We start from the raw sequence: 18,905 nt of genomic DNA, 5'->3' as shown, positions 1-18,905 counted from the left end.
CGAGCGCAGCGCGACGCTGCGGCTGGCCGACGTCCTGCGCAAGGAGGGCGCCGACGATCAGGCCCGGCACGCGCTGTCCGGGTGGATCGACCACGCCCCCGGCGACACCGAGGCGCTGCGCCAGCTGACGGCGATGGACGTCGCCGCCGGCCGGTGGGAGAGCGTGATCGAGACGGCGACCAAGCTGGTCGCCGCCGAGACGGGCGAGGAGCAGATCAAGGCGGTGATGCAGCTCGTCGACGCGTGCGAGAAGGTCGAGCGGCCGCACGACGCCCAGGCCGGGCTCGAGGCGGCCCACAAGGCCCAGCCGAAGAACGAGGCCGTGCGCGCGCGGCTGAAGCAGATCTTCGAGGAGACCGAGAACTACCCGGCGCTCGCGCGGCTGCTCATCTCCGAGGCCGACGTGATCACCGACGAAGGGACCCGCTTCGTCACGCTGCGCCAGGCCGGCGAGCTGCTGCTCGACGAGGACCCGGAGGCGGCCGTGGCCGCGCTCAAGCGGGCGCTCAAGCTGCGCCCGGCCGACCAGGCGGTCAACCTGCTGCTCGTCGAGGCCTTCGCCGCGGCCGGGGAGTTCGACGAGGCCAACGCGATCCTCGACGCCGCGATCGAGGCGATGAAGGGCCGCCGCTCGCCCGACCTGTGCGCCATGCAGTACCGCAAGGCGATGATCGCCGGGGCCCAGGAGAACTACGAGCAGGAGCTGCACTGGCTCAAGGAGGCCCACAACACCGACCGCAACAACGGCGACGTGGCGGTCGCCCTGGCGACGCTGGCCGAGCAGCTCGAGGACTACGACCTCGCCATCCGCGTGCTCCGCAGCATCGCCCTGATGGAGGCCGCCCCGATGAGCCGCGCGGTCGCGTACCTGCGCCAGGGCTACATCGCCGAGCGGCGCGGCGACCGCCAGAAGGCGGTGCTGTGGGGCCGGAAGGCGTTGATGGAGGACCCGAACTGCACCGAGGCCACCGAGTTCCTGCGCCAGATCGGCGAACTGTAAGGCCGCGGTGTCGCAGCGGCGGAGGCGAGGTCCCACCCGCGGGGCCTCGCCTCTCGCCGTTCGGAGCCCCCATATGCCGCGGTGTCGGCCCGCGGGCGTTCGGCTTATCATCGCCGCGTATGTCGACGATGACGACGAGCGACAAGGTCCAGATCGCCTACCGCGTGCTCGGCGAGGGCCCGCGGACGATCCTGGCGATCCACGGCTGGATGGTGTCCAGCACCGTCTACGACGAGCTGGCCGAGCGGCTCGACCTCACGGGCTACCGCCTCGTGATCCCCGACCTGCGCGGCGCCGGCGAGTCCGACCGGCCCGAGTCCGGCTACACGGTCGAGCGCTACGCCGCCGACGTGACCGAGCTGATGGATGTCCTCGGGGACAGGTCGTTCGTGCTGATCGGCCACAGCATGGGCGGGGCGATCGCGCAGTGGATCGCGGCGGCGACGCCCGAGCGGGTGCAGGGGCAGGTGCTGCTGTGCCCGGTGCCGGCCTCCGGCATCCCGTTCCCGCCCGACGCGGCCGGGCTGTTCCGCGGCGCCGACAACCGCGAATCGAAGGCGACGATCCTCGGGATGGCCTGCACCAACCTGTCCGAGAGCGCCCGCGACCGCCTGCTCGGCGCCGGCGCTTCGATCCCCTCGAAGTGCATCGCCGAGGGCTTCGATTCGTGGTCGGGCCTCGGCTTCTCCGACCGCCTGAAGAACGTCACGGCCCGCACGCTGGTGGTCGCCACCGACGACCCGTTCATGCCGCCGCCGTTCCTCCGCCAGACGATCGTCGACCCGATCGCGGGGGCCCGCCTGGCGGTGATCCGCGGCGCCGGCCACTACGTGCAGGTCGAGCGGCCCGACGAGACGGTCGCGGTGATCTCGGCCTTCCTCGCCGGCCTCGGCTAGCTCTTCGGGGACATGTGCTTCAGGGCATGCGCTTCGGGACATGACCCAAAGCACATGTCGTAGGCGGCAGCGAGGGCACGCCGCGGGGCGGCGACCGTGGCCCGGCGCGGTGAGGCCCGGATGAGCGCGGCGCCAGTCGGGTCGCGACGGCCGTCGCGCGGCGCGGGGGCGGTCGTACGCCGGACGGCCCCGTTCCGCGTCACCAAAGAGGTAGCCTCCGGTCGCCGTGAACCACCCGGTCGAGATCGACATCACGTTCTGCCGCCCTGGCCTCATCATCCTCGACAAGCATGGAGCCCTCTACAGATCGCAGGTCTTCGGTCACTGCTGCGCGCAGGTCGCTGTCCGGGGCTTCTTCGTTCCCCTGGACGAGACGTTCCCGGAGTTCGTCCCCGAATCGATCGAGGCCGCTCTCGGCACGCTCCTGGCGAATCTGCCCGGTCTCTCGGAGAGCCAGGCCGACGAGGTGGACGCGATCCTCGCCCGGTACAGGGAGACCGAGTTCCTGCGCGTCGATCGAGCGATGCTGACGGAGTCGGGGGAGGCTTGGGTCTACGTCGACGTCACGTCGGGCGGAGGCTGTCCGCTCGCGGGGAGCGGACCCTGGAAGGGCGTGTTGGTGTGGCCGAACAGCGACTGACTGCCCCTCGCGCCGGGGAATGACCGCGCGCCGCGCAGCGGGGCCGACGAACGGAGCATTCGCGGCTGTCCTGAAGAGCAGGTCGCTCGCCAGCCGGCCTGGCCACGCCGCGAGGTGCTCTGCGCGGTGGACCTCGCCGCCATGGCGCTCTCCGTCAGCTGTCCCGGAGGACAGCCCCGCTTCAGACGATCGCCTGCGGGTCCGCCAGCACGAACGCGTCGACCAGCGCCTCGAAGCAGGCGCCGTTCGGGCGGAACATGGTGTAGCTGCCGTGCATCGCGCCGTGGGGCGTCTCGAGCACGCAGCCGCTGGTGTACTCGAACGACTCGCCGGGGTGGAGCAGCGGCTGCGAGCCGACCACGCCCTCGCCCTCGACCTCGCGCACGCCGCCGTGGGCGTCGGTGATGAACCAGTGGCGCCGGCACAGCTGGGCGGGCGCTTCGCCGGTGTTGGAGATCCGGATGGTGTAAGCGAACACGAAGCGCGCGCCCTCCGGCAAGGCACGCCCGCCGACGTAGCGCGTCTTCACCTCGACGCAGATCCCCTCGGTCTCGCTCCGGGTCACCTGGGGTCCCATTAGCCGAGCGACGCGGGGCCTTGCAAGGGGGGCGTCCGTGAGCCAGGCGTCGAGCTCGAGTTCGCGGCGGAGGCGCTCCGACGGTCCGCCGCTCGGGACGTGCCCGCGGGCGGCGTGGTATGCGTCGACCATCGCCGCGACGTCGGCCCGGTCGAGCGACGCGCCGTCTTCCAGCGCCTCGTCGTGGAAGCGGTCGGGCAGGCGGTCCTCGGCGAGCGTCCAGCCCTCGCGCACGTTGAAGGCGTGACGCACGGCGGCGACCCTGCGTGCCGACCGCCGCAGATCGTCTTCGCCCCGAGACATGCCCGTCACCATCGTCAGCAGCTCGGCCCCCTCGCGCCAGGGCTCGCGGATGGCCCCGCGCAAAAACTTGCAGAGGATCAGGGAGTCGAGCAGGGCCGCGTTGTCCTCGGCCTCGATCACCCGCGCGGGCGCGCGCCACGTCGGCGCGGTAGCGGTCGACGCCGGCCTGGAGGTCGGCCTGGTACGCGCCGCTGCGGTTGTGGTCGGCGCCCCTGCTGGCGACGCACAGGCCGAGCGCGAACGTCTGCATCGCCCGCGGCTCGTAGCCCGGCAGCTCGAGGCCTTTGACGTGACAGGCGAAGCGCTCGCTGCCCTGGCCGATCACGGCCGCCAGGCGACGTGTCCCTTCCGCCAGGAGATCGCCGGCGCCCTCGCGGCGGGCGATCGCGCGGAGCCACGGCAAGACGTCGGCGCCGAAGCGCAGCGGCCAGTCGACGAGGCCGCGCTCGGCGCACTCCATCGCGAACGCCAGAGTGCCGCCGGCCGAGATCGTGTCGAGGCCGAGCGCGTCGCAGGCGCCGGCGGCCGCGAGCAGGCGCGCAGGGTCGTCGACGTCGATCAGCGGCCCGAGAGCGAACTGAGTTTCGTACTCGATGCGCGTGCCGCCGTAGCGATGGTCGCAGCCGATCGTGCAGCCGGCGCAGCTGTCGCGTACGTGCTCGCCGGCGCGGGCCAGCCCCTCGGGCGCGAGGCGACGCGCGGCTGCCTGGCCGATCGACACCGTCTGGAAGTTACGCCGCGGCAAGATCCGCAGGCGGTCGAAGGTCTCGAGGTTGGCCGCGGTCCCGAGCGCCCGATACTTCTCGGTCGCCGCCCCGGCGCTGCGCGCCGCGAGATCGCGGGCCCGCGCCTGCACGCTCGCCGCGTCCGCGACCCCGGCGACCGCCGCCCCGCGCACGCTGATCGCCTTGACCCGCTTGGACCCGAGCACCGCCCCCGCGCCGCCGCGCCCGGCGTGCCGGCCGTCGTTGGAGATCGTCGCATAGCGGACCTGCGCCTCGCCGGCGGGGCCGATCGCCGATACATGGCGGAAAAGACCTTGCTTTGCAGCCATGTCTGAAAGTTCATGTGCGGACAGGCCGGCCCACGCCGGGCACGGCTCGACGCGGCAGGCGGCCGGGTCCTCGTCGAGGTGGAGCCAGCCGAGGCGGTCGAGCGCGCCGCGGACGACGATGGCGTCGACCCCGAGGCGCTTGGCGGCGAGGGCGAAGCGGGAGCTGCTGAGGCCGTCGCTGATCCGCCCGGTCAGGGGGCTCTTGCACAGGACTGCGAACTTGGCGGTGGTGGTCAGCGAGGTGCCCAGCAGCGGGCTGAACGCGTAGACGAGCGGCGCCTCGGGCGCCAGCGGGTCGACGCCCGCCGGGGCGAACCGCCACAGGAGATAGACGCCGAGCCCGACGCCGCCGACGAACGCCTGGTAGACGGCCTCCGGCAGCGCCACGTGCTCGACGGCCACGCGGTCGCCCCGCAGCTCGACGAGCAAGATCCGGCCGAAGTTGCCGCGCATCGGGAGGGTTGTAGCGCGCCCGCCCGCCCGCGCGACCGCGAAGCCGAGCGCGCCGGCCGAGCGCGCGACGTCGATCACGGATCTCTCCAGCATCTGCGAGTCGCGCGCCGCGCCGAGATCGAAGCCGGCAGGGAGCGGAGCCGAGCTCGTCACGCGACGGGCTGCACGATCGGGTGCGCGCCGTGGGGTCGGCTGACGTGCTCCAGTGCGGACGCGCCTGGGAAGTTCCCTGGGCGAAGCGATCGGCTCGCGGCTGCGCCGTCCCGGCGAGAGGCGATCGGGGCGGGTCGCCGGGACGGAACGATCGCTCGGGCGGTCAGCCGCCGGCGGCGGCGGAGATCAGCACCAGCACCGTGCCGTCGGCGATCGGCAGCGCCGGGTCGGCGACGATCTCGCGGCCGTCGACGGCGACCAGCGCGTGCTCGGTGAGGCGGCCGTCGTGGACGATGTCGGGCACGAGGCCCGGGAGGCTCGAGGCGAGCGCGTGGAGGATCGATCCGAGCGTGCCCGCGGGGACCTCCACGCGCGAGGCGCCCGCGCGCAGGCGCGGCACGCCGTAGAGCTCGACCGTGACCACGCCTCAGCGGGCCAGCAGCGCCTGCGCGTCGGCGTCGGGCGTGAACTCGAGGCCTTCGGGCAGCGCGGGCGCGGCGTGGGGCGCGAGCTCCGGCAGGCCCTCGATGTGGGGCGCCTTGCCGCCCTCGATGACCCAGTCGAAGCGGCTGTAGTAGCGGGAGGTGTGGCGCTCGCTCTTGAGCTCGAGGCACAGCTCGAACGGGGCCGGCGCCTCGCCCTCGCACTCCCACACGCGGGCCTCCATGTCGAGGCGGACGCGGTCTTGCGGCAGGTGGAGGGTCAGGCGGTTCTGCTCGCGGTGCCACGCGAAGATCTCGAGGAAGTGGCGCCACTGCGAGCTCTTGCCGAACCCGCCGAAGCGGTCGCGGCCCTGCTCGAGCAGGACGAGGTGATGGATCTGGTCGCGGTCGTTCTGCGGGAGCCGCTCGATCCACACTTGATTGGCGAGGTGCTGCACCCCGTCGGTGCTCGCGCAGTCGAACAGCCCGAACTCGTACGCGCCGATGCCCACGGTCGCCGCGAGCCCGAGGCTCACCCACTTGCTGGTCTTGCTTCGTGCCATTGCCGCGGCAGTCTAGAGCGCGCCGGCGCCCGCGTCCACGCCGCTGCAGCCGCTCGCCGCAAAACCCCCCAAAAGTCGCGCCGCAGCGCCGATAACGAAGTTTCCCCGCGCGCGTGCCGGGCTCGGGCGGGCACCGAGCGGGGTCTCCGGTCGCCGCGAGCGGGCGGGCGGGGAGCCGCGTGTTCTTCAGGACATGTCCATCGAGACATCTCTCCGACCGCGCGAGACGGCCGCGCGAGCGGCTGCCTCGGTCCGCGCGCCCGAATCGGTCGAGCCGTCCGCTCCTGCGGTGATTCGACCGATGCGAATGCGCGGCGCGGCCCGCGGTCGACAGCCTTGATTCGCGCCCGAGGTCCGGACGGGCGCGGCGGTGGTCGCCGCGATCACGACCGGCCGGCGATGCTCCGACCGTCGGCCGGCGGATCGTGACCTGTCCCCGAGGACATTCGCATGTCGCGGCCGCGTGACGGACGGTCCTGCGCGGCGGTCGTCGCAAGCACGCCCGGCGGGCCGTGCTCTGACCGCCGGTCGGCAGAAAGCGACATGTCCCCGAGGACAGTCGCGCATCGCGGCCGTCTCATGAGGCGCTCCCGCGCAGCGCAGGTCGTATGAATCACGCATCCGCGCGCCGTCGCGTGACGCGGGCGAGCGCGCGCCGTCGCGGGCGCGCGAGGCCTGCGTGGGCGGGCGAGGAGAACCCGTTTCAGCCCGGGGTTACGCTGCATCGCGGGCCGCGAGCGCGCCCGGGGGGCCTGCGAGCGGGGCCCCGCCCGCCCCGCGTGGGTTCCGCATACCCCGCGAAGACTCCGATCGTCGGGCACGCTCGAGTGCCGTGATCGCGGGGATCATCGCGCCTCTCGAATGCGATTGGAGGCTCGCCCATGATCCGGCCACGAATTTACGACGTGCTCCCCGTCCTCGCGCTGCTCGCCTGTCCGGCGACTGACGGCAGCACCACCGGCGGGACCGACAGCGACGGCCCGACCGGCGGTGCGAGCGAGCCGACCGCGGGTACCGCCCATCCGCCGACCACCGGCGGGACGAGCGAGACCGGCGAGACCGGCGACGAGACCGGCGAGACGCCGGCCGGCCCGTACGCGCGCTGCGGGGCCGGCATTGTCGACAGCGTCAGCGGGCAGATCGACGCCGCCCGCTACGCCCAGGTCGCCGGCGATTGGAGCGAGGAGGCCGTGAATTGTCGGCTCGGTCCGACGTGGGCCGAATTGCACGACGGCGACGCCACCAACGCCGCCCCCGAGGTTTGGGGCCCCGCGGGGCAGACTTGCGCCGGCGGCTATCTCACCGACGGCATCCCGGTGCAGGCAGGCGTGTGCCCCGAGGGCGGCGGTTGCTACGGCAGCGTCAGCGGCCAGGCGCTCTACGTGCCCGCCGCGGGGCTCGGCGCGGCCACCCCCGGGGTCGATCGGATCCAGACCCACGCCTGGGAGCAGGGCGCGATCTCGAGTCACCCGAAGATGCTGAACAGCCCCGAGCCTTACGTGACGCGCCCCGAGTACGACCCGGCCGCGCTCGGCCAGCCGATCGCCATCGCCCGCAGCGAGCGCAACTGGACCAACGACGGCGTGGCGATCTTCGCCGGCGGCGCCGTCGGCACCGCCGGCACCGCGACCTCGGGCTCGGTCGGCGCCTATTATCAATTCCCGCCGCACCTCGTGCCGAGCGCGGTCGCCATCACCAGCAACAACGAGTTCGTGCTGGTCACCCTGTGGAACACCGACGAGGTGCGCGGCGAGCTGGCGGTGCTGTCGGTGCGGGGGCCGACCCCGAACGCGCATTCGTGGTGGTACCACGGCCTGTTCAACGCCGGCGGCGTGCGCGAGCTGAAGCTCCTCGGCACCGTGCCGCTGCCTTTCGCCACCCCGACCTCGATCGCCGCGGTCACCACCCACGGCTGGACGAACCCGAACGACGCCAACGGCAAGTCGATGCGCAGCCTGTCGTTCACCGGGCCGCACAAGGACACCATGGTCGACACCTGCTTCACCAGCGAGGCGCAGATGTCCGACGTCGCCAATCAACAGCCGATCTCCGCCTTCGCCGAGGGCGGGTGGCTGCAGCACCTGGTCGCGCGCAAAGGCTACGCGCTGGTCGCCAGCCAGTGGGAGGACAAGGTCGCGTTCGTCGACCTGGCGCCGCTGCTCGGCTACTTCCATTCGATGTACTTCGGCAGCGAGGCCAGCTGCTCCGAGACGCTGTCGCAATTCGTGTGGGACGGCACGCAGCCGGGCGACCAGGTGCTGCCGCAGGCGCCCGCGGACGTGTGGCCCTACACCTTCGACGTCGCGCCGGAGAGCGCGCGGCCGACGGTGGCCGCGGTGTTCGACGTGACCGCCCCGCGGGCGGTGCGGGTCGGCCTCGACAAGAGCCAGGCGATCTACGGCCCGACCAATGGCGTCGACGCGTGGAAGGCCTACGCGGCCGGCGACGACGGCGTGCTGCACGTGTTCACGCCGGGGCGGCTGATGGCGAGCTGGTTCGAGGTCGGCAAGGGCGAGCAGGCCACCGGCGAGCCGGCCCCGCTGGCGACCGGGCAGATCTGCCAGCACCCGACGGCGCTGGTGATGCACCGCGGCCTGGGGGGCGATCGCTCGACCTTCCTCGACATCGTGCCCGAGAAAGTCGACGACCAGACGCAGGAGGTCCGCGGCCTGAACGACGGCGTGATCGTGGTGTGCCGCGGCGAGCGGGCGCTCCAGCACGTGGTCGCGTGGAAGGACGAAGTAGAGGTCTACGAGGAGATCCGCGACAGCCGCATGAACGACCCGGTCGCGGTGTGGTACTCGGATCGCGCCGACGTGCGCACCGTCGCCGACTTCGAGGGCCAGAAGCTGCTCAGCTACCGGTTCGGCCGGGTCAAGATCGAGGACTGGAAGGAGGGCGGCTGCGGGCCCCAGGGCGCCGAATACGGCCCCGGCGAGGGCGGCATGGGCGACCACGAGTTCGCCGGTGAGCTGGCGATCGCCGGCTCTCCGTTCCACGTCAGCGTCGCCAACGTCAACTGAGGGCGGCCGCAATTGCGTCGGGGGCGGCCCGGGCCGCGGTCGGCCGGGCTGCGACAGCACGGCACCAAGGCCCACCTCCCGGCGCCGCCCGTCATGCGAAGGCTGATGTGTCGACGTGACAGCGGCGCCTACACTGCACTGGATGCAGTGACCCGCGGTCGCATTATTGATAGTTGACGCCGCGCGCTCCGGGCCCGTAGTTTGGCCTGGGGGGATAGGTCGATGGCGAAGACTCTTGCGGTCGTGGTGGGTGCGGCGGTGTTGTTCGGCGCGGGCGAGGCGGTGGCCGGGCCCGCGCTGGTGCGGGCGTTCGACCCGGCGCAGGGCGAGCTGCCGGAGTCGATCACCACCGACTGGGCCGGCAACCTCTACATGTCGATGGGCCCGGTGGTGAAGAAGCTGAGGCCGAACGGGCAATTGACGACTCTGGCGGCGCCGCCGGTCCCGGCGGGCACCTTCATGCTCGGGCTCAAGTTCGGCCGCGACGGCTGGCTCTACGCCGGCAGCGGCGCGTTCGCGCCCGAGCCGTCGGCCGCGTTCGTGTGGCGGATCCACCCGCTCACCGGCCAAACCACCCAGTACGCCGCCCTCGATCCGCTCGGCTTCCCCAACGACCTCGCGTTCGACGATCGCGGCGACCTCTACGTCACCGACCCGTTCCTCGGCCTGATCTGGAAGATCGACGACGACGGCGACGCCGACGTGTGGCTCGCCGATCCGTCGCTCGAGGGCGACCCGGTCACGCCGTTTTTGCCGTTCCACAGCTTCGGCGCCGACGGCATCGCGTTCGACCGGTGGAAGCGCAACCTCTACGTCGGCAACCTCGACTACGGGACGATCGTCCGCATCCCGATCGACTGCCACGGCGAGCCGGGCGAGCCCGAGGTCTGGGTCGACGACTACGCCAAGCTCGCGGGCGCCGACGGCATCGCCTTCGCCGCCGACGGCGATCTCTACGTCGCGGTCAACGGGCAGGACCGGCTGGTCCGCGTCGACGACGACGGCGACGTCCACGTGCTCGCCCAGGGCGGCCTGCTCGACGCGCCGTCGAGCGTGGTGTTCGGCCAGACTTTGTTGACGAAGAATACATTGTACGTCACGAGCTTCGCCATCAATCGCTATCTCGGCGTGGTGCCGGGTACGCCGAAGCCGGCGTTGCTCTCGTTGTCGGTGCCGGACTGGGGCCTCGCGCTGCCCTGACGCGGCGGCGGGCCGGCGGTCCGCACGGTCCGACGCGTCCGCGGCGGCGCGACGGTCCGTGCGCGCGATTGCATCGGCACGGCGGGGTGCGCGCGACGCAGCGGCCGAAGCGTCCCGACCGCCGTTCCGGGTGTTATCATCACAACAGATGACCCCGAGGTCGGGAGCACCTGGGCAGTTCGGCAGCACGCACGTCGGCTTCGGGGGTCCCGACGCGGCGGCGCTGTGGAACGCCGCCGAGCTGCTGCTGGCGCGGGTGCGGCTGGCGCCGCAGCTGCAGATCGAGGAGCTGGCCGGCGCGGTGCGCGAGCTGTCGGGGCGCGAGCCGGCGGAGCTGTTCGCCGACCCCGCGGGGCTGCGGGGGCTCGTCCACGGCGACGACCTCGAGCGCTACGACGACGCGATCGCGGGCGCCTCGCCGTGCACCTCGATGTTCCGCTGGCAGTCGCCGCAGGCGCCGGTCCGCTGGACCGAGCACACGATCGTGCCGTGGCTCGACGAGCACGCGCGGCGGGTCGGCTTCCTCTGCCTCGTCCGCGCCGTGCGCAGCGCCTCCTCGGTGGAGCTCAAGCGCGACGACTCCTACTTCCACACCCTGCTGCAGACCATCAACGACGGCATCCTCGTCAACGACCCCGACGGCGCGATCGACTTCGTCAACTCGCGCCTCGCGGCCATGCTGGCGACCACCCCCGAGGCCATGATCGGGCGCCGGATCTTCGACTACATGGACGACGACAGCGCCGCCGCGGCGCGGTCCAACCTGAAGCGGCGGCGCCAGGGCTCCGAGGACCAGTTCGACTTCCGCTTCCGCCGCGAGGACGGCGCCGACTTCTGGGCCATCGTCTCCGCCAAGCCGCTGTTCGGCCCGCACGGCGAGCACCGCGGCTCGCTGGTGGCGATCACCGACATCACCGCGCGAAGGCGGGTCGAGGAGGACCTCCGGCGCGCCCGCGACGAGCTCGAGGCCCGCGTCGCCGAGCGCACCGAGCAGCTCACCCTCGAGGTGCAGGAGCGGCGGCGGGCCGAGACCCTGGCGCTCGAGGCCAGCCGGACCAAGAGCATCTTCCTCGCCAACATGAGCCACGAGCTGCGCACGCCGCTCAACGCGATCATCGGCTACACCGAGCTGCTGACCGAGGAGCGCGACGCCGAGGACGAGCTGCAGCGCGACCTCGGGCGCATCCACGGCGCCGCCACGCACCTGCTCGAGCTCATCAACAACATCCTCGACCTGTCGAAGATCGAGGCCGCGAAGATGGAGGTCGTGCGCGAGCGCTGCGTGATCGGCCCGCTGCTCGACGACCTGCAGAGCACCGTGCTGCCGGCGGCGGTCAAGAACGGCAACCACATCCAGATCCTGTGCAGCGACCCGCAGCGGACCATCGTCGTCGACCGCACCAAGGTGAAGCAGATCCTGCTCAACCTGCTCGGCAACGCGGTCAAGTTCACCCGCCGCGGGTGGATCGAGCTGCGCGTCGGGTTCGAGCGCGAGGACGACGTCGACTTCATGGTCGCGGTGGTGTCCGACACGGGGCCCGGATCCCGGCGCACAAGATCGGCAGCCTGTTCAGCGCCTTCCAGCAGGCCGACGGCTCGATCGCCCGCAAGTTCGGCGGCACCGGCCTCGGCCTGGCGATCTGCCGCGAGCTGTGTCACCTGCTCGGCGGCGACATCCAGGTCAAGAGCGAGGCGGGCGAGGGCACGACCTTCACCGTGCGCCTGCCGCTGCTGCCGATGTGACGGGCTGCCCACATTGCGTGAATGTGGGCACCCAGACTGCGAATGTCGTCAGCGCGCCAGGGTGCGCGCCACGTCGACCACGCGATCGATCCGCGGCCGCTTGTAGAACCGCTCGCCGTCGTCCTCGAAGAAGACGGGCTTGAAGTCCCTGTCGAGGATGAAGGTGCCGGCGAGGCCGACCCCGTTGCCGAAGTCCCAGCGCGACCACGACTTCAGCATCACGCCGTCCGGATCGCTGAGGATCGGGAACGTGAGGTGCTGGCGCTCGATCATGATCTTCGCGCCCTCGAGGTCGTCGGCGGACACCGCCGCGACGTGGACGCCGAGCGCCTGCAACTGCGGCAACACTTCCTGCAGCTTCCCGAGCTGCACCCTGCAGAAGGGTCACCAGTGGCCGCGGTACGTGACCAGGACCAGGCCGTTGGGGCCGGCGAGATCCGCCAGCCCGCGCGGGGTCCCGGCGCTGTCGGGGACGCGGAAGTCGGGGGCCACCGCGAACGGCGGCGGCGCCTCCGCGCGGCTGGGCGGGACCGGACCGCCGCGGTGACCCGCGCAGGCCGCGATCCCGCAGGCGAGGTGAGCTGCGAGCGCGAAGACGCGAGCAGGGCGGGGCATCGCCGAGAAGCTATCCGGACCGATGAGGCCGCCGCAAGGGCCGTGGTACGATGCCCCCAGACTCGTGTCTTCGCCCGCCGACCTGACGCTGAACACACCGCTGACGCCGGTGCTGTCCCACGTGAGTCCGTCGCCCGAGGGGACGCCGCTCACGCCGCCGGTCGACGGCGAGCCGGTCAACGACTGCGCGGCGGAGTTGGAGCCGCTGCCGAGCCAGATCGGCCGCTTCAACGTGCTCAAGCGGCTCGGCTCCGGCGGCATGGGCGTCGTCTACGTCGCCTACGATCGCGACCTCGATCGCAAGGTCGCGCTCAAGGTGCTGCGGACCGCGGCGATCAGCCGCCCCAAGCGCGACAAGGCGCGCCACCGGCTGCTGCGCGAGGCGCAGGCGATGGCCCGCTGTCGCACCCGAACGTGATCGCGATCTTCGACGTCGGCTCGGTCGAGGACCAGATCTTCCTCGCCATGGAGTTCGTCAAGGGCGTGACCCTGACGAAGTGGTTGCGCTCGGCGGAGGGCCCGAACGGGCCGCGGCGGCGCGGGTGGAAGGAAGTGCTGCTGGTGTTCATGGAGGCCGGCCGCGGGCTGGCGGCGGCGCACAAGGCCGGCGTCATCCACCGCGACTTCAAGCCGGACAACGTGATGATCGACGCCGAGGGCCGCGTGCGCGTCGGCGACTTCGGGCTCGCCCGCGCCGGCCGCGGCCTCGGCCCGATGGTCCGGCCCGACACGTACACCGAGGCGATCAAGGCGATGGCCGAGAAGAGCCTGCTCGACATGCGGATCACCCGCACGGGCGGCATGACCGGCACGCCGGCGTACATGGCCCCCGAGCAGTACCTCGGCCAGAACACCGACGCGCGCACCGACCAGTTCAGCTTCTGCGTCGCGCTCTACGAGGGCCTGTACGGCCAGCGGCCGTTCGTCGGCGACCGCGTGCCGGTGGTCCGCGAGGCGGTGCTGGCCGGCCGCGTGCAAGAGGTCCCGAAGGACACCGACGTCCCCGCCTGGCTGCACCGCATCGTCCTGCGCGGCCTCAGCGTCCGGCCCGCCGAGCGCTTCAAGTCGATGGACGAGCTGCTCGACCACCTCAACGAGACGCCGCGGCCGCGCGGGCTCGGGCGCCGCCTCGCGCTCGCGGCCGGGCTCGCGGTCGCCTTCGTCGGGGCCGCGTTCGCCGTCTACGACGTGGTCGCCGCCCGCCCCGAGCAGCCGGCCCTCGCGGGCGTGTGCGAGACGCCCGACCTCGGGTGGGACGACGGCCGCCGCGCCGCGCTCGCCCGGGCCCTCGCCGAGCGCCCCGGCGGGGCGGTGTTCGCCGGCCCGACCGTGGACGCGCTCGACCGCCACGCGCAGAAACTTCGGGACATGTACCAAGAGACATGTCGAAACGCGCAGGCCGAAAGCGACGAGGGCGCCGCGGCGCGCCGGCGGGCCTGCCTCGAGCGGCGGCGCAGCGCCTTCGCCGGGCTGGCGCGGGCGCTGTCCGAGGCCTCGGGCCCGGCGCTCGACCGCGCCGGCACGGCGCTCGACGCCCTGCCGGCCCCGGGCGACTGCGACGATCCGCGGCGGCTGGCGGCGGTGGTGCCGGGCCCGGAGGACGACGACCAGCGGGCCCAGGCCGAGCGCCTGCGGGCCGAGCTCGATCACGCGGCCGCGGTGCTGGCCCTCGGCGACGCGCCGCGGGCGTGGGACATCGCCCGCGTGCTGGCGACCGGCGACGAGACGTGGCTGCCGGCCCGCGCCGAGGCGCTGTACGGGCGGGCGGCGATCGAGCGGGCGCTGGGGCGGGCCGAGGCGGCGTCGCGCGGCCTGGCCGACGCGCTGTGGGCGGCGGAGGCGAGCCGCCACGACGAGGTCGCGGCCGACGCCCTGACGCTGCAGTTCGCGGTCGAGTGCGAGGACCTGGGCCGCCGCGGCGAGGCGCGCCGGCTGTGGCCGCGCCTGTCGGCCGCGCTGCAGCGGCTCGGCGACGACGGTCGCCGCGAGGCCAGCGCCCGCGGCCGCTACGGCCGGGCCCTGCTGCAAGAAGGCGACGTGGAGACCGCCCGCGTCGAGCTGACGGCGGCGCTGCGCCGCGGCGAGGAGGCCCTCGGCGTCGAGCACCCGCGGCTGCTGCCGATCTTGCTCGACCTGGCGACGGCGTGTCAGCGCGGCGGTCGCGACCGCGAGGCCAACAGCCTCGTCGCCCGCGCCGGCGAGCTGGCCGCGGCCCGCCTGCCGCCCGAGCACCCCGACCGCGCCCGCGTCCACGTGGTCGCCGGCGACCTCGCGCGCGCCCGCAACGACCCGGCCGCGGCGCGCCAGCGCTACGACGACGCCCTGGCCATCTACACCGAGATCTACGGACAGGACCATTCGGACATGTCCCTCGCGCTGGTCGGCCGCGGGCTGGCGGCGGCCGCCGAGCAGCGGTGGGCCGACGCGGCCGGCGACCTGCGGCGCGCGCTCGCGGCGTGGGAGCACGTCCTCGGCTCCGAGCACCCGCGCCTGGTCGAGCCGCTGACGTGGCTGTGCGCCGTCGACTCGGCCCTCGGCGAGCACGCCGCGGCCCAGGGCGCCTGCGCCCGCGCGCTGGCCCTGGCGACCCGCGCCGCCGTGCCGGCCCAGGTCGCGCTGGCCCGCTTCGCCCTGGCCAAGGCCCGCGCCGCCGCCGACCTGGCCGCCGGCGAGACCGGCCCCGAGAGCCGGGCGCAGACGGTCGCGCTGGCCCGTCAGGCCCTCGGCGAGGCCTCCGCCGGCGGCGAGACGGCCCTCGCGGCCGCGATCTCGGCCTGGATCGCCGGCCAGGGCTAGCTGACCGAGAGGTCATGGCCGAAAGGTCATGTCGTCAATGCGTTCGATTGAAAGTGATTGTCAAAATCGTGGCAGGCGTGCGGTTCTCCTGATGGCAGGATCGCCGGACGGCAACATCCTGACTTCGCGGCGCTACTGCGCCGGCGCGCCCTCGAGGAGCACCGGCAGCGACGGCGTCGCGCCCTGGGCGGCCTCGGCGGCCGCCACCCGGGCCTGGACCTGCTGGTAGATCGCGGGCCAGTCGAGCGCGGGCAGGGCGGACGCGTCGGTCAGGCGGCCCGCGAGCAGGCCGATGTAGATCGCGCCGAAGGTCGTCATGTCGGGCCCCGGGTCGCAGCCGAAGCTGGTGCGGTCGTGGCGGGCCGCGGCCAGGCCGACGAGGCCGGGCACCCCGGCCAGCGCGGGGGCGAAGCCGCCGGCGTGACAGGCCTGCAGCACCACCAGCTTGGGCGTCGTGTCCGGGAACGCCTGCAGCGCGCGCGCCAGCATGCCCGGGGAGAACACCAGGTCGTCGGCCGGCGCGCCGGCGCGGCGGGCCGTCATCAAGAACACCGGGTGGAACCCGTGGCCCGGCCCGGCCGCCAGTGCAGCGCGTACTGGTCGAGCATCGCCGCGTCTGGCGCTTCGAGCAGGTCCTTCGGGACATCCGGAGGCAGCAGCGAGCTCAGCCCGTGGGTCGTGACGTAGACGTAGAGGAACGGCGGCCGGCGAGCGGCCGCGCGGGCCAGGTGCTCGCGCACCACCGCGGTCGCCGCGGGGTAACAGTCGGTCAGCTCGGCGGCGAGGCGGCGGTACTGCGCGCGGTCGCGGCGGAACGCCTCGCGCGTCGGCTTCGCCCAGTAGCACACGATCTCGTCGGCCTGCAGCCCGCGGGTGCGCAGCAGCTCGCGCTGCGCAACGACCTCGGCGGCGAAGTTGGCGACGTCGGACCCGCCCGCGACCAGGAACACGTGCGCTCGCTCGGGCAGCGGCGCCGTGCCGTACGGCACCTTCGCGACGAAGCGCGTATATGCGAGCGGCGCCCCGCAGCCCGCGAGCGCGAGCCCGAGCCCGATCGCCGTGACTGCGCGCAGGAGGCTCACGACGTGCGAGGCTAACACGGCGCGCTCGCGGGCTCTCCGCATCCTCCTGTCACGAGGAGCCTGTCTTGAAGGACAGATGATTCGGGGCCGGCCCTGGGGCTTTCGCGCCCCATCCGCGATTGGACGCTTGATCGCGACAGTGATGAAATGGTATCGATTGTTGCGCTATGAACAGTGTTTCCATCCCCTGGATTGCGAGCGCCATCAAGGCATCGTTCGCCGCGCTGATCCTCGTCGCTGCCGCGTGCGACGACGGCGGCGGCAAGAGCTCGGACACCGACGACGCCACGACCACCACGGACGGCACCACCAACCCGACGACCAACAGCACCAACCAGCCGACCACGACGGAGACGACCGACACCGACGGCACGAGCACGACGGACGACACCGGGACGCCGACCACCGGCCCGCTCGAGGTCGACTACGAGACCGACATCCAGCCGATCTGGGACGCCAACTGCACGACCGGCTGTCACGTCGCCGGCGGTTCGGCCGCGAGCTGGTTCGTGATCACGCCGGGCGACTCGCACGGTGCGCTCGTCGGCAAGCAGTCGATCGAGCTCCCGTCGATGCAGCTCATCGCGCCGAGCGACAGCGAGAACAGCTACCTCTGGCACAAGATCAACAACACCCACGTCGAGGTCGGTGGCAACGGCACCGCCATGCCGCCGCCGCCCGCGGCTGCGCTCAGCAGCGCGGACCTCGACAAGATCGGCGCGTGGATCGACGCCGGCGCGCCCGAGTGATGATGGGTGCGTGCGACCTCATGCGTCGCACATGAAGAAGCCGCCGCCGCGCTCGGGACGACCCCGAGCGGGCGGCGGTGCGCTCGGACCGCGGCGGTCTTGTGATAGTGTCCCGCCGCCATGTACGCCTCACTACGATTGATCTTCACCTGCTCGCTGTTCGCCTTGCCGCTCGTCGCATGCGGCGATGACGGCAACGCGACCGACGCCAACGCGACGCCGGGCACGACGACGGACGACACGACGACCGCGACCGCCACGCTCGGCACGACCACCGGCACGGAGGCGACCACCGACGAGCCTACCACCGGCGAGCCGACGACCACCGAGACGACGACCGAGCCCGGGACGACGACCGAGCCCGGGACGACGACCGAGCCCGGGACGTCGACGACCGAGCCGGGCACGACGACCGAGCCGGGCACGACGACCGAGCCGGAGACCACGACGACCACGACGACCACCACGGGCGACGCCCTCAGCTGGGAGACCGACGTGTTCCCCGCGGCCCTCGAGGGCAAGTGCGGCTGCCACCAGCAGGGCTCGGGCGGTCTGACGTTCACGGGCGCCCAGGACTCGTACCAGAACCTGGTCGACGTCGACTCGACCCAGGCCGCCGGCTTCAAGCGCGTGGCCCCGGGCGACGCCGCCAACTCGTACCTGCTGGCCAAGCTCAAGGGCACGGCCGGCGACGGGCCGTTCAACGGCAACCCGTCGCAGATGCCGAAGGGCGGCGGTCCGCTGCCGGCCGACATGATCGCGCTGGTCGAGCAGTGGATCGACGAGGGCGCCGCGCCCTGAGCCCGAGCCGCCGGCGAGGATGAGCGAGAGGGCATGTCCGATCGGGCATGCCCTTTCGCGCTGGGTCTTGAGGCCATGTCCTCATGGACATGACCCATGAGACATCTTCCGATCAGCCGAGGCGCTCGGCGATCACGTCCCAGTCGACGTTGGCGAAGAAGTCCTCGATGTACGCCGCGCGCTCGGGCGGCAGCGGCTTGCGGTAGACGGCGAAGGCGTGCTCCCACACGTCGAGCGCGAGCAGCAGGCGGCCGCCGGCGGGGTGGCCGTCCTGGTGGTCCTCGACCCAGTGGTTCCAGACCTGGCCGTTGTTCGGGTCGAGGTAGGTGAGGGCCCAGCCGACGCCCGGCATCTTGGCGACGCCGACGAGATCGGCCTTCCACGCCTCGACGCTGCCGAACTGCGCGGCGACCGCCTTGGCGAACGGGTTGTCGGCGCGCAGCTCACCGGCCTTCGCGGTCAGGCCGTCGAAGTAGTACTCGTGGAGGCGCATGCCGTTCCACTCCCAGCCGGCCCGGCGCTTGAGCTCCTGGAAGCTGGAGTCGCCGGTCTTGCCCTCGTTGCTGAGGCCCGCGACCCTGGCGAACAGGGCGTTGGTGCGGTCGACGTAACCGCCGTAGAGCTTGAGGTGGACCTCGATCTGCTCGTCGGTGATCCCGACCAGCCCCCGGAGGTGCTTGTAATCCTTCGCCTTGTACTCGGTGGGCGCGTACTTGGAACCGCTCATCAGTCGCTCTCCTCGGCGGCCGGCAAGGTAGCACCGGTGGTGAAAATGAGCGTTAGCGCACAGGGCGGACGCGGCGCACAGCGGCTGCAGGACGCGACATCCGGGCCT

The 18,905-nt window shown here is 72.6% G+C and carries 18 protein-coding genes and 2 pseudogenes; 11 read left to right on the top strand and 9 right to left on the bottom strand.

Annotated features, from left to right (window positions below; translation table 11 throughout):
- The first annotated feature begins 133 nt into the window (after positions 1-133).
- The 3 genes from OV079_RS24755 (at position 134) to OV079_RS24745 (ending at position 2,536) form a co-directional block, all read left to right on the top strand.
- Positions 134-1,000, top strand: coding sequence for a tetratricopeptide repeat protein (locus OV079_RS24755; RefSeq protein WP_338089102.1), 867 nt, complete (start codon positions 134-136; stop codon positions 998-1,000).
- A gap of 119 nt (positions 1,001-1,119) precedes the next feature.
- Complete coding sequence (locus OV079_RS24750; RefSeq protein WP_267771317.1) at positions 1,120-1,896, top strand: alpha/beta fold hydrolase; 777 nt, start codon at positions 1,120-1,122, stop codon at positions 1,894-1,896.
- A 226-nt stretch (positions 1,897-2,122) separates the two neighbouring features.
- A complete protein-coding gene (locus tag OV079_RS24745; RefSeq protein ID WP_267771315.1) occupies positions 2,123-2,536 on the top strand; it encodes a DUF6210 family protein in 414 nt (137 codons plus the stop codon).
- A gap of 181 nt (positions 2,537-2,717) precedes the next feature.
- On the opposite strand, the gene apaG is transcribed toward OV079_RS24745, so the two are convergent.
- The 4 genes and pseudogenes from apaG to OV079_RS24720 form a co-directional block, all read right to left on the bottom strand.
- Entirely contained in the window at positions 2,718-3,536 is an 819-nt protein-coding gene (apaG, locus tag OV079_RS54375; protein ID WP_338088932.1) for a Co2+/Mg2+ efflux protein ApaG, read from the bottom strand.
- A gap of 88 nt (positions 3,537-3,624) precedes the next feature.
- Positions 3,625-4,923, bottom strand: a pseudogene (locus OV079_RS58525) (aldehyde ferredoxin oxidoreductase N-terminal domain-containing protein); the annotation flags it as partial.
- Between the two features lie 316 nt (positions 4,924-5,239).
- The gene (locus tag OV079_RS24725) at positions 5,240-5,500 is read right to left on the bottom strand and encodes a MoaD/ThiS family protein (protein WP_267771313.1); all 261 of its coding nucleotides are present in this window, start codon (positions 5,498-5,500) and stop codon (positions 5,240-5,242) included.
- Between the two features lie 3 nt (positions 5,501-5,503).
- Positions 5,504-6,061: a hypothetical protein gene (locus OV079_RS24720; protein ID WP_267771312.1), complete on the bottom strand. Its 558-nt coding sequence runs from the start codon at positions 6,059-6,061 to the stop codon at positions 5,504-5,506.
- A gap of 905 nt (positions 6,062-6,966) precedes the next feature.
- On the opposite strand from OV079_RS24720, the gene OV079_RS24715 reads away from it, so the two are divergent.
- The 4 genes and pseudogenes from OV079_RS24715 (at position 6,967) to OV079_RS58515 (ending at position 12,027) form a co-directional block, all read left to right on the top strand.
- A complete protein-coding gene (locus OV079_RS24715) occupies positions 6,967-9,084 on the top strand; it encodes a hypothetical protein (protein WP_267771311.1) in 2,118 nt (705 codons plus the stop codon).
- 222 nt (positions 9,085-9,306) lie between these two features.
- On the top strand, positions 9,307-10,284 hold the full coding sequence (locus OV079_RS24710) for an SMP-30/gluconolactonase/LRE family protein (protein WP_267771310.1): 978 nt from the start codon (positions 9,307-9,309) through the stop codon (positions 10,282-10,284).
- Between the two features lie 148 nt (positions 10,285-10,432).
- Positions 10,433-11,476: pseudogene (locus OV079_RS58520) on the top strand (PAS domain S-box protein); the annotation flags it as partial.
- Positions 11,477-11,646: 170 nt separating this feature from the next.
- Positions 11,647-12,027, top strand: coding sequence for an ATP-binding protein (locus OV079_RS58515; RefSeq protein ID WP_420829538.1), 381 nt, complete (start codon positions 11,647-11,649; stop codon positions 12,025-12,027).
- A gap of 48 nt (positions 12,028-12,075) precedes the next feature.
- Here OV079_RS58515 and OV079_RS24700 read toward each other — a convergent pair whose 3' ends face one another.
- Both OV079_RS24700 and OV079_RS24695 read right to left on the bottom strand, forming a co-directional pair.
- The gene (locus OV079_RS24700) at positions 12,076-12,399 is read right to left on the bottom strand and encodes a redoxin domain-containing protein (RefSeq protein ID WP_267771308.1); all 324 of its coding nucleotides are present in this window, start codon (positions 12,397-12,399) and stop codon (positions 12,076-12,078) included.
- A gap of 12 nt (positions 12,400-12,411) precedes the next feature.
- Positions 12,412-12,642, bottom strand: a complete 231-nt coding sequence (locus OV079_RS24695) for a thioredoxin domain-containing protein (RefSeq protein WP_267771307.1) — start codon at positions 12,640-12,642, stop codon at positions 12,412-12,414.
- A gap of 64 nt (positions 12,643-12,706) precedes the next feature.
- Here OV079_RS24695 and OV079_RS56215 point away from each other — a divergent pair, with 64 nt between their 5' ends.
- Both OV079_RS56215 and OV079_RS24685 read left to right on the top strand, forming a co-directional pair.
- Complete coding sequence (locus OV079_RS56215) at positions 12,707-13,060, top strand: protein kinase family protein (protein ID WP_267771306.1); 354 nt, start codon at positions 12,707-12,709, stop codon at positions 13,058-13,060.
- On the top strand, positions 13,057-15,438 hold the full coding sequence (locus OV079_RS24685; RefSeq protein WP_267771305.1) for a serine/threonine-protein kinase: 2,382 nt from the start codon (positions 13,057-13,059) through the stop codon (positions 15,436-15,438). Before OV079_RS56215 ends, OV079_RS24685 begins: the two co-directional genes overlap by 4 nt.
- Before the next feature lie 132 nt (positions 15,439-15,570).
- Here the strand turns inward: OV079_RS24685 and OV079_RS24680 are convergent, their stop codons facing one another.
- The gene (locus OV079_RS24680; protein WP_267778631.1) at positions 15,571-15,981 is read right to left on the bottom strand and encodes a C13 family peptidase; all 411 of its coding nucleotides are present in this window, start codon (positions 15,979-15,981) and stop codon (positions 15,571-15,573) included.
- Positions 15,981-16,520, bottom strand: coding sequence for a hypothetical protein (locus OV079_RS24675; protein ID WP_267771304.1), 540 nt, complete (start codon positions 16,518-16,520; stop codon positions 15,981-15,983). Before OV079_RS24675 ends, OV079_RS24680 begins: the two co-directional genes overlap by 1 nt.
- Before the next feature lie 167 nt (positions 16,521-16,687).
- Between OV079_RS24675 and OV079_RS24670 the strand changes: the two genes are divergently transcribed.
- Positions 16,688-17,269 (top strand): hypothetical protein, encoded by a 582-nt coding sequence (locus OV079_RS24670; RefSeq protein WP_267771303.1) that lies wholly within the window; start codon positions 16,688-16,690, stop codon positions 17,267-17,269.
- Positions 17,270-17,389: 120 nt separating this feature from the next.
- A complete protein-coding gene (locus tag OV079_RS24665; protein ID WP_267771302.1) occupies positions 17,390-18,070 on the top strand; it encodes a hypothetical protein in 681 nt (226 codons plus the stop codon).
- A gap of 112 nt (positions 18,071-18,182) precedes the next feature.
- Here the strand turns inward: OV079_RS24665 and OV079_RS24660 are convergent, their stop codons facing one another.
- On the bottom strand, positions 18,183-18,797 hold the full coding sequence (locus OV079_RS24660; protein WP_267771300.1) for a superoxide dismutase: 615 nt from the start codon (positions 18,795-18,797) through the stop codon (positions 18,183-18,185).
- Positions 18,798-18,905: the final 108 nt, after the last annotated feature.

This window comes from Nannocystis pusilla, assembly GCF_026626665.1.
In the GTDB taxonomy this organism is placed as follows: Bacteria; Myxococcota_A; Polyangia; order Nannocystales; family Nannocystaceae; genus Nannocystis; species Nannocystis pusilla.
The sequence above is the reverse complement of the archived record's forward strand: the minus strand, read 5'-3'. Positions and strand labels throughout refer to the sequence as shown.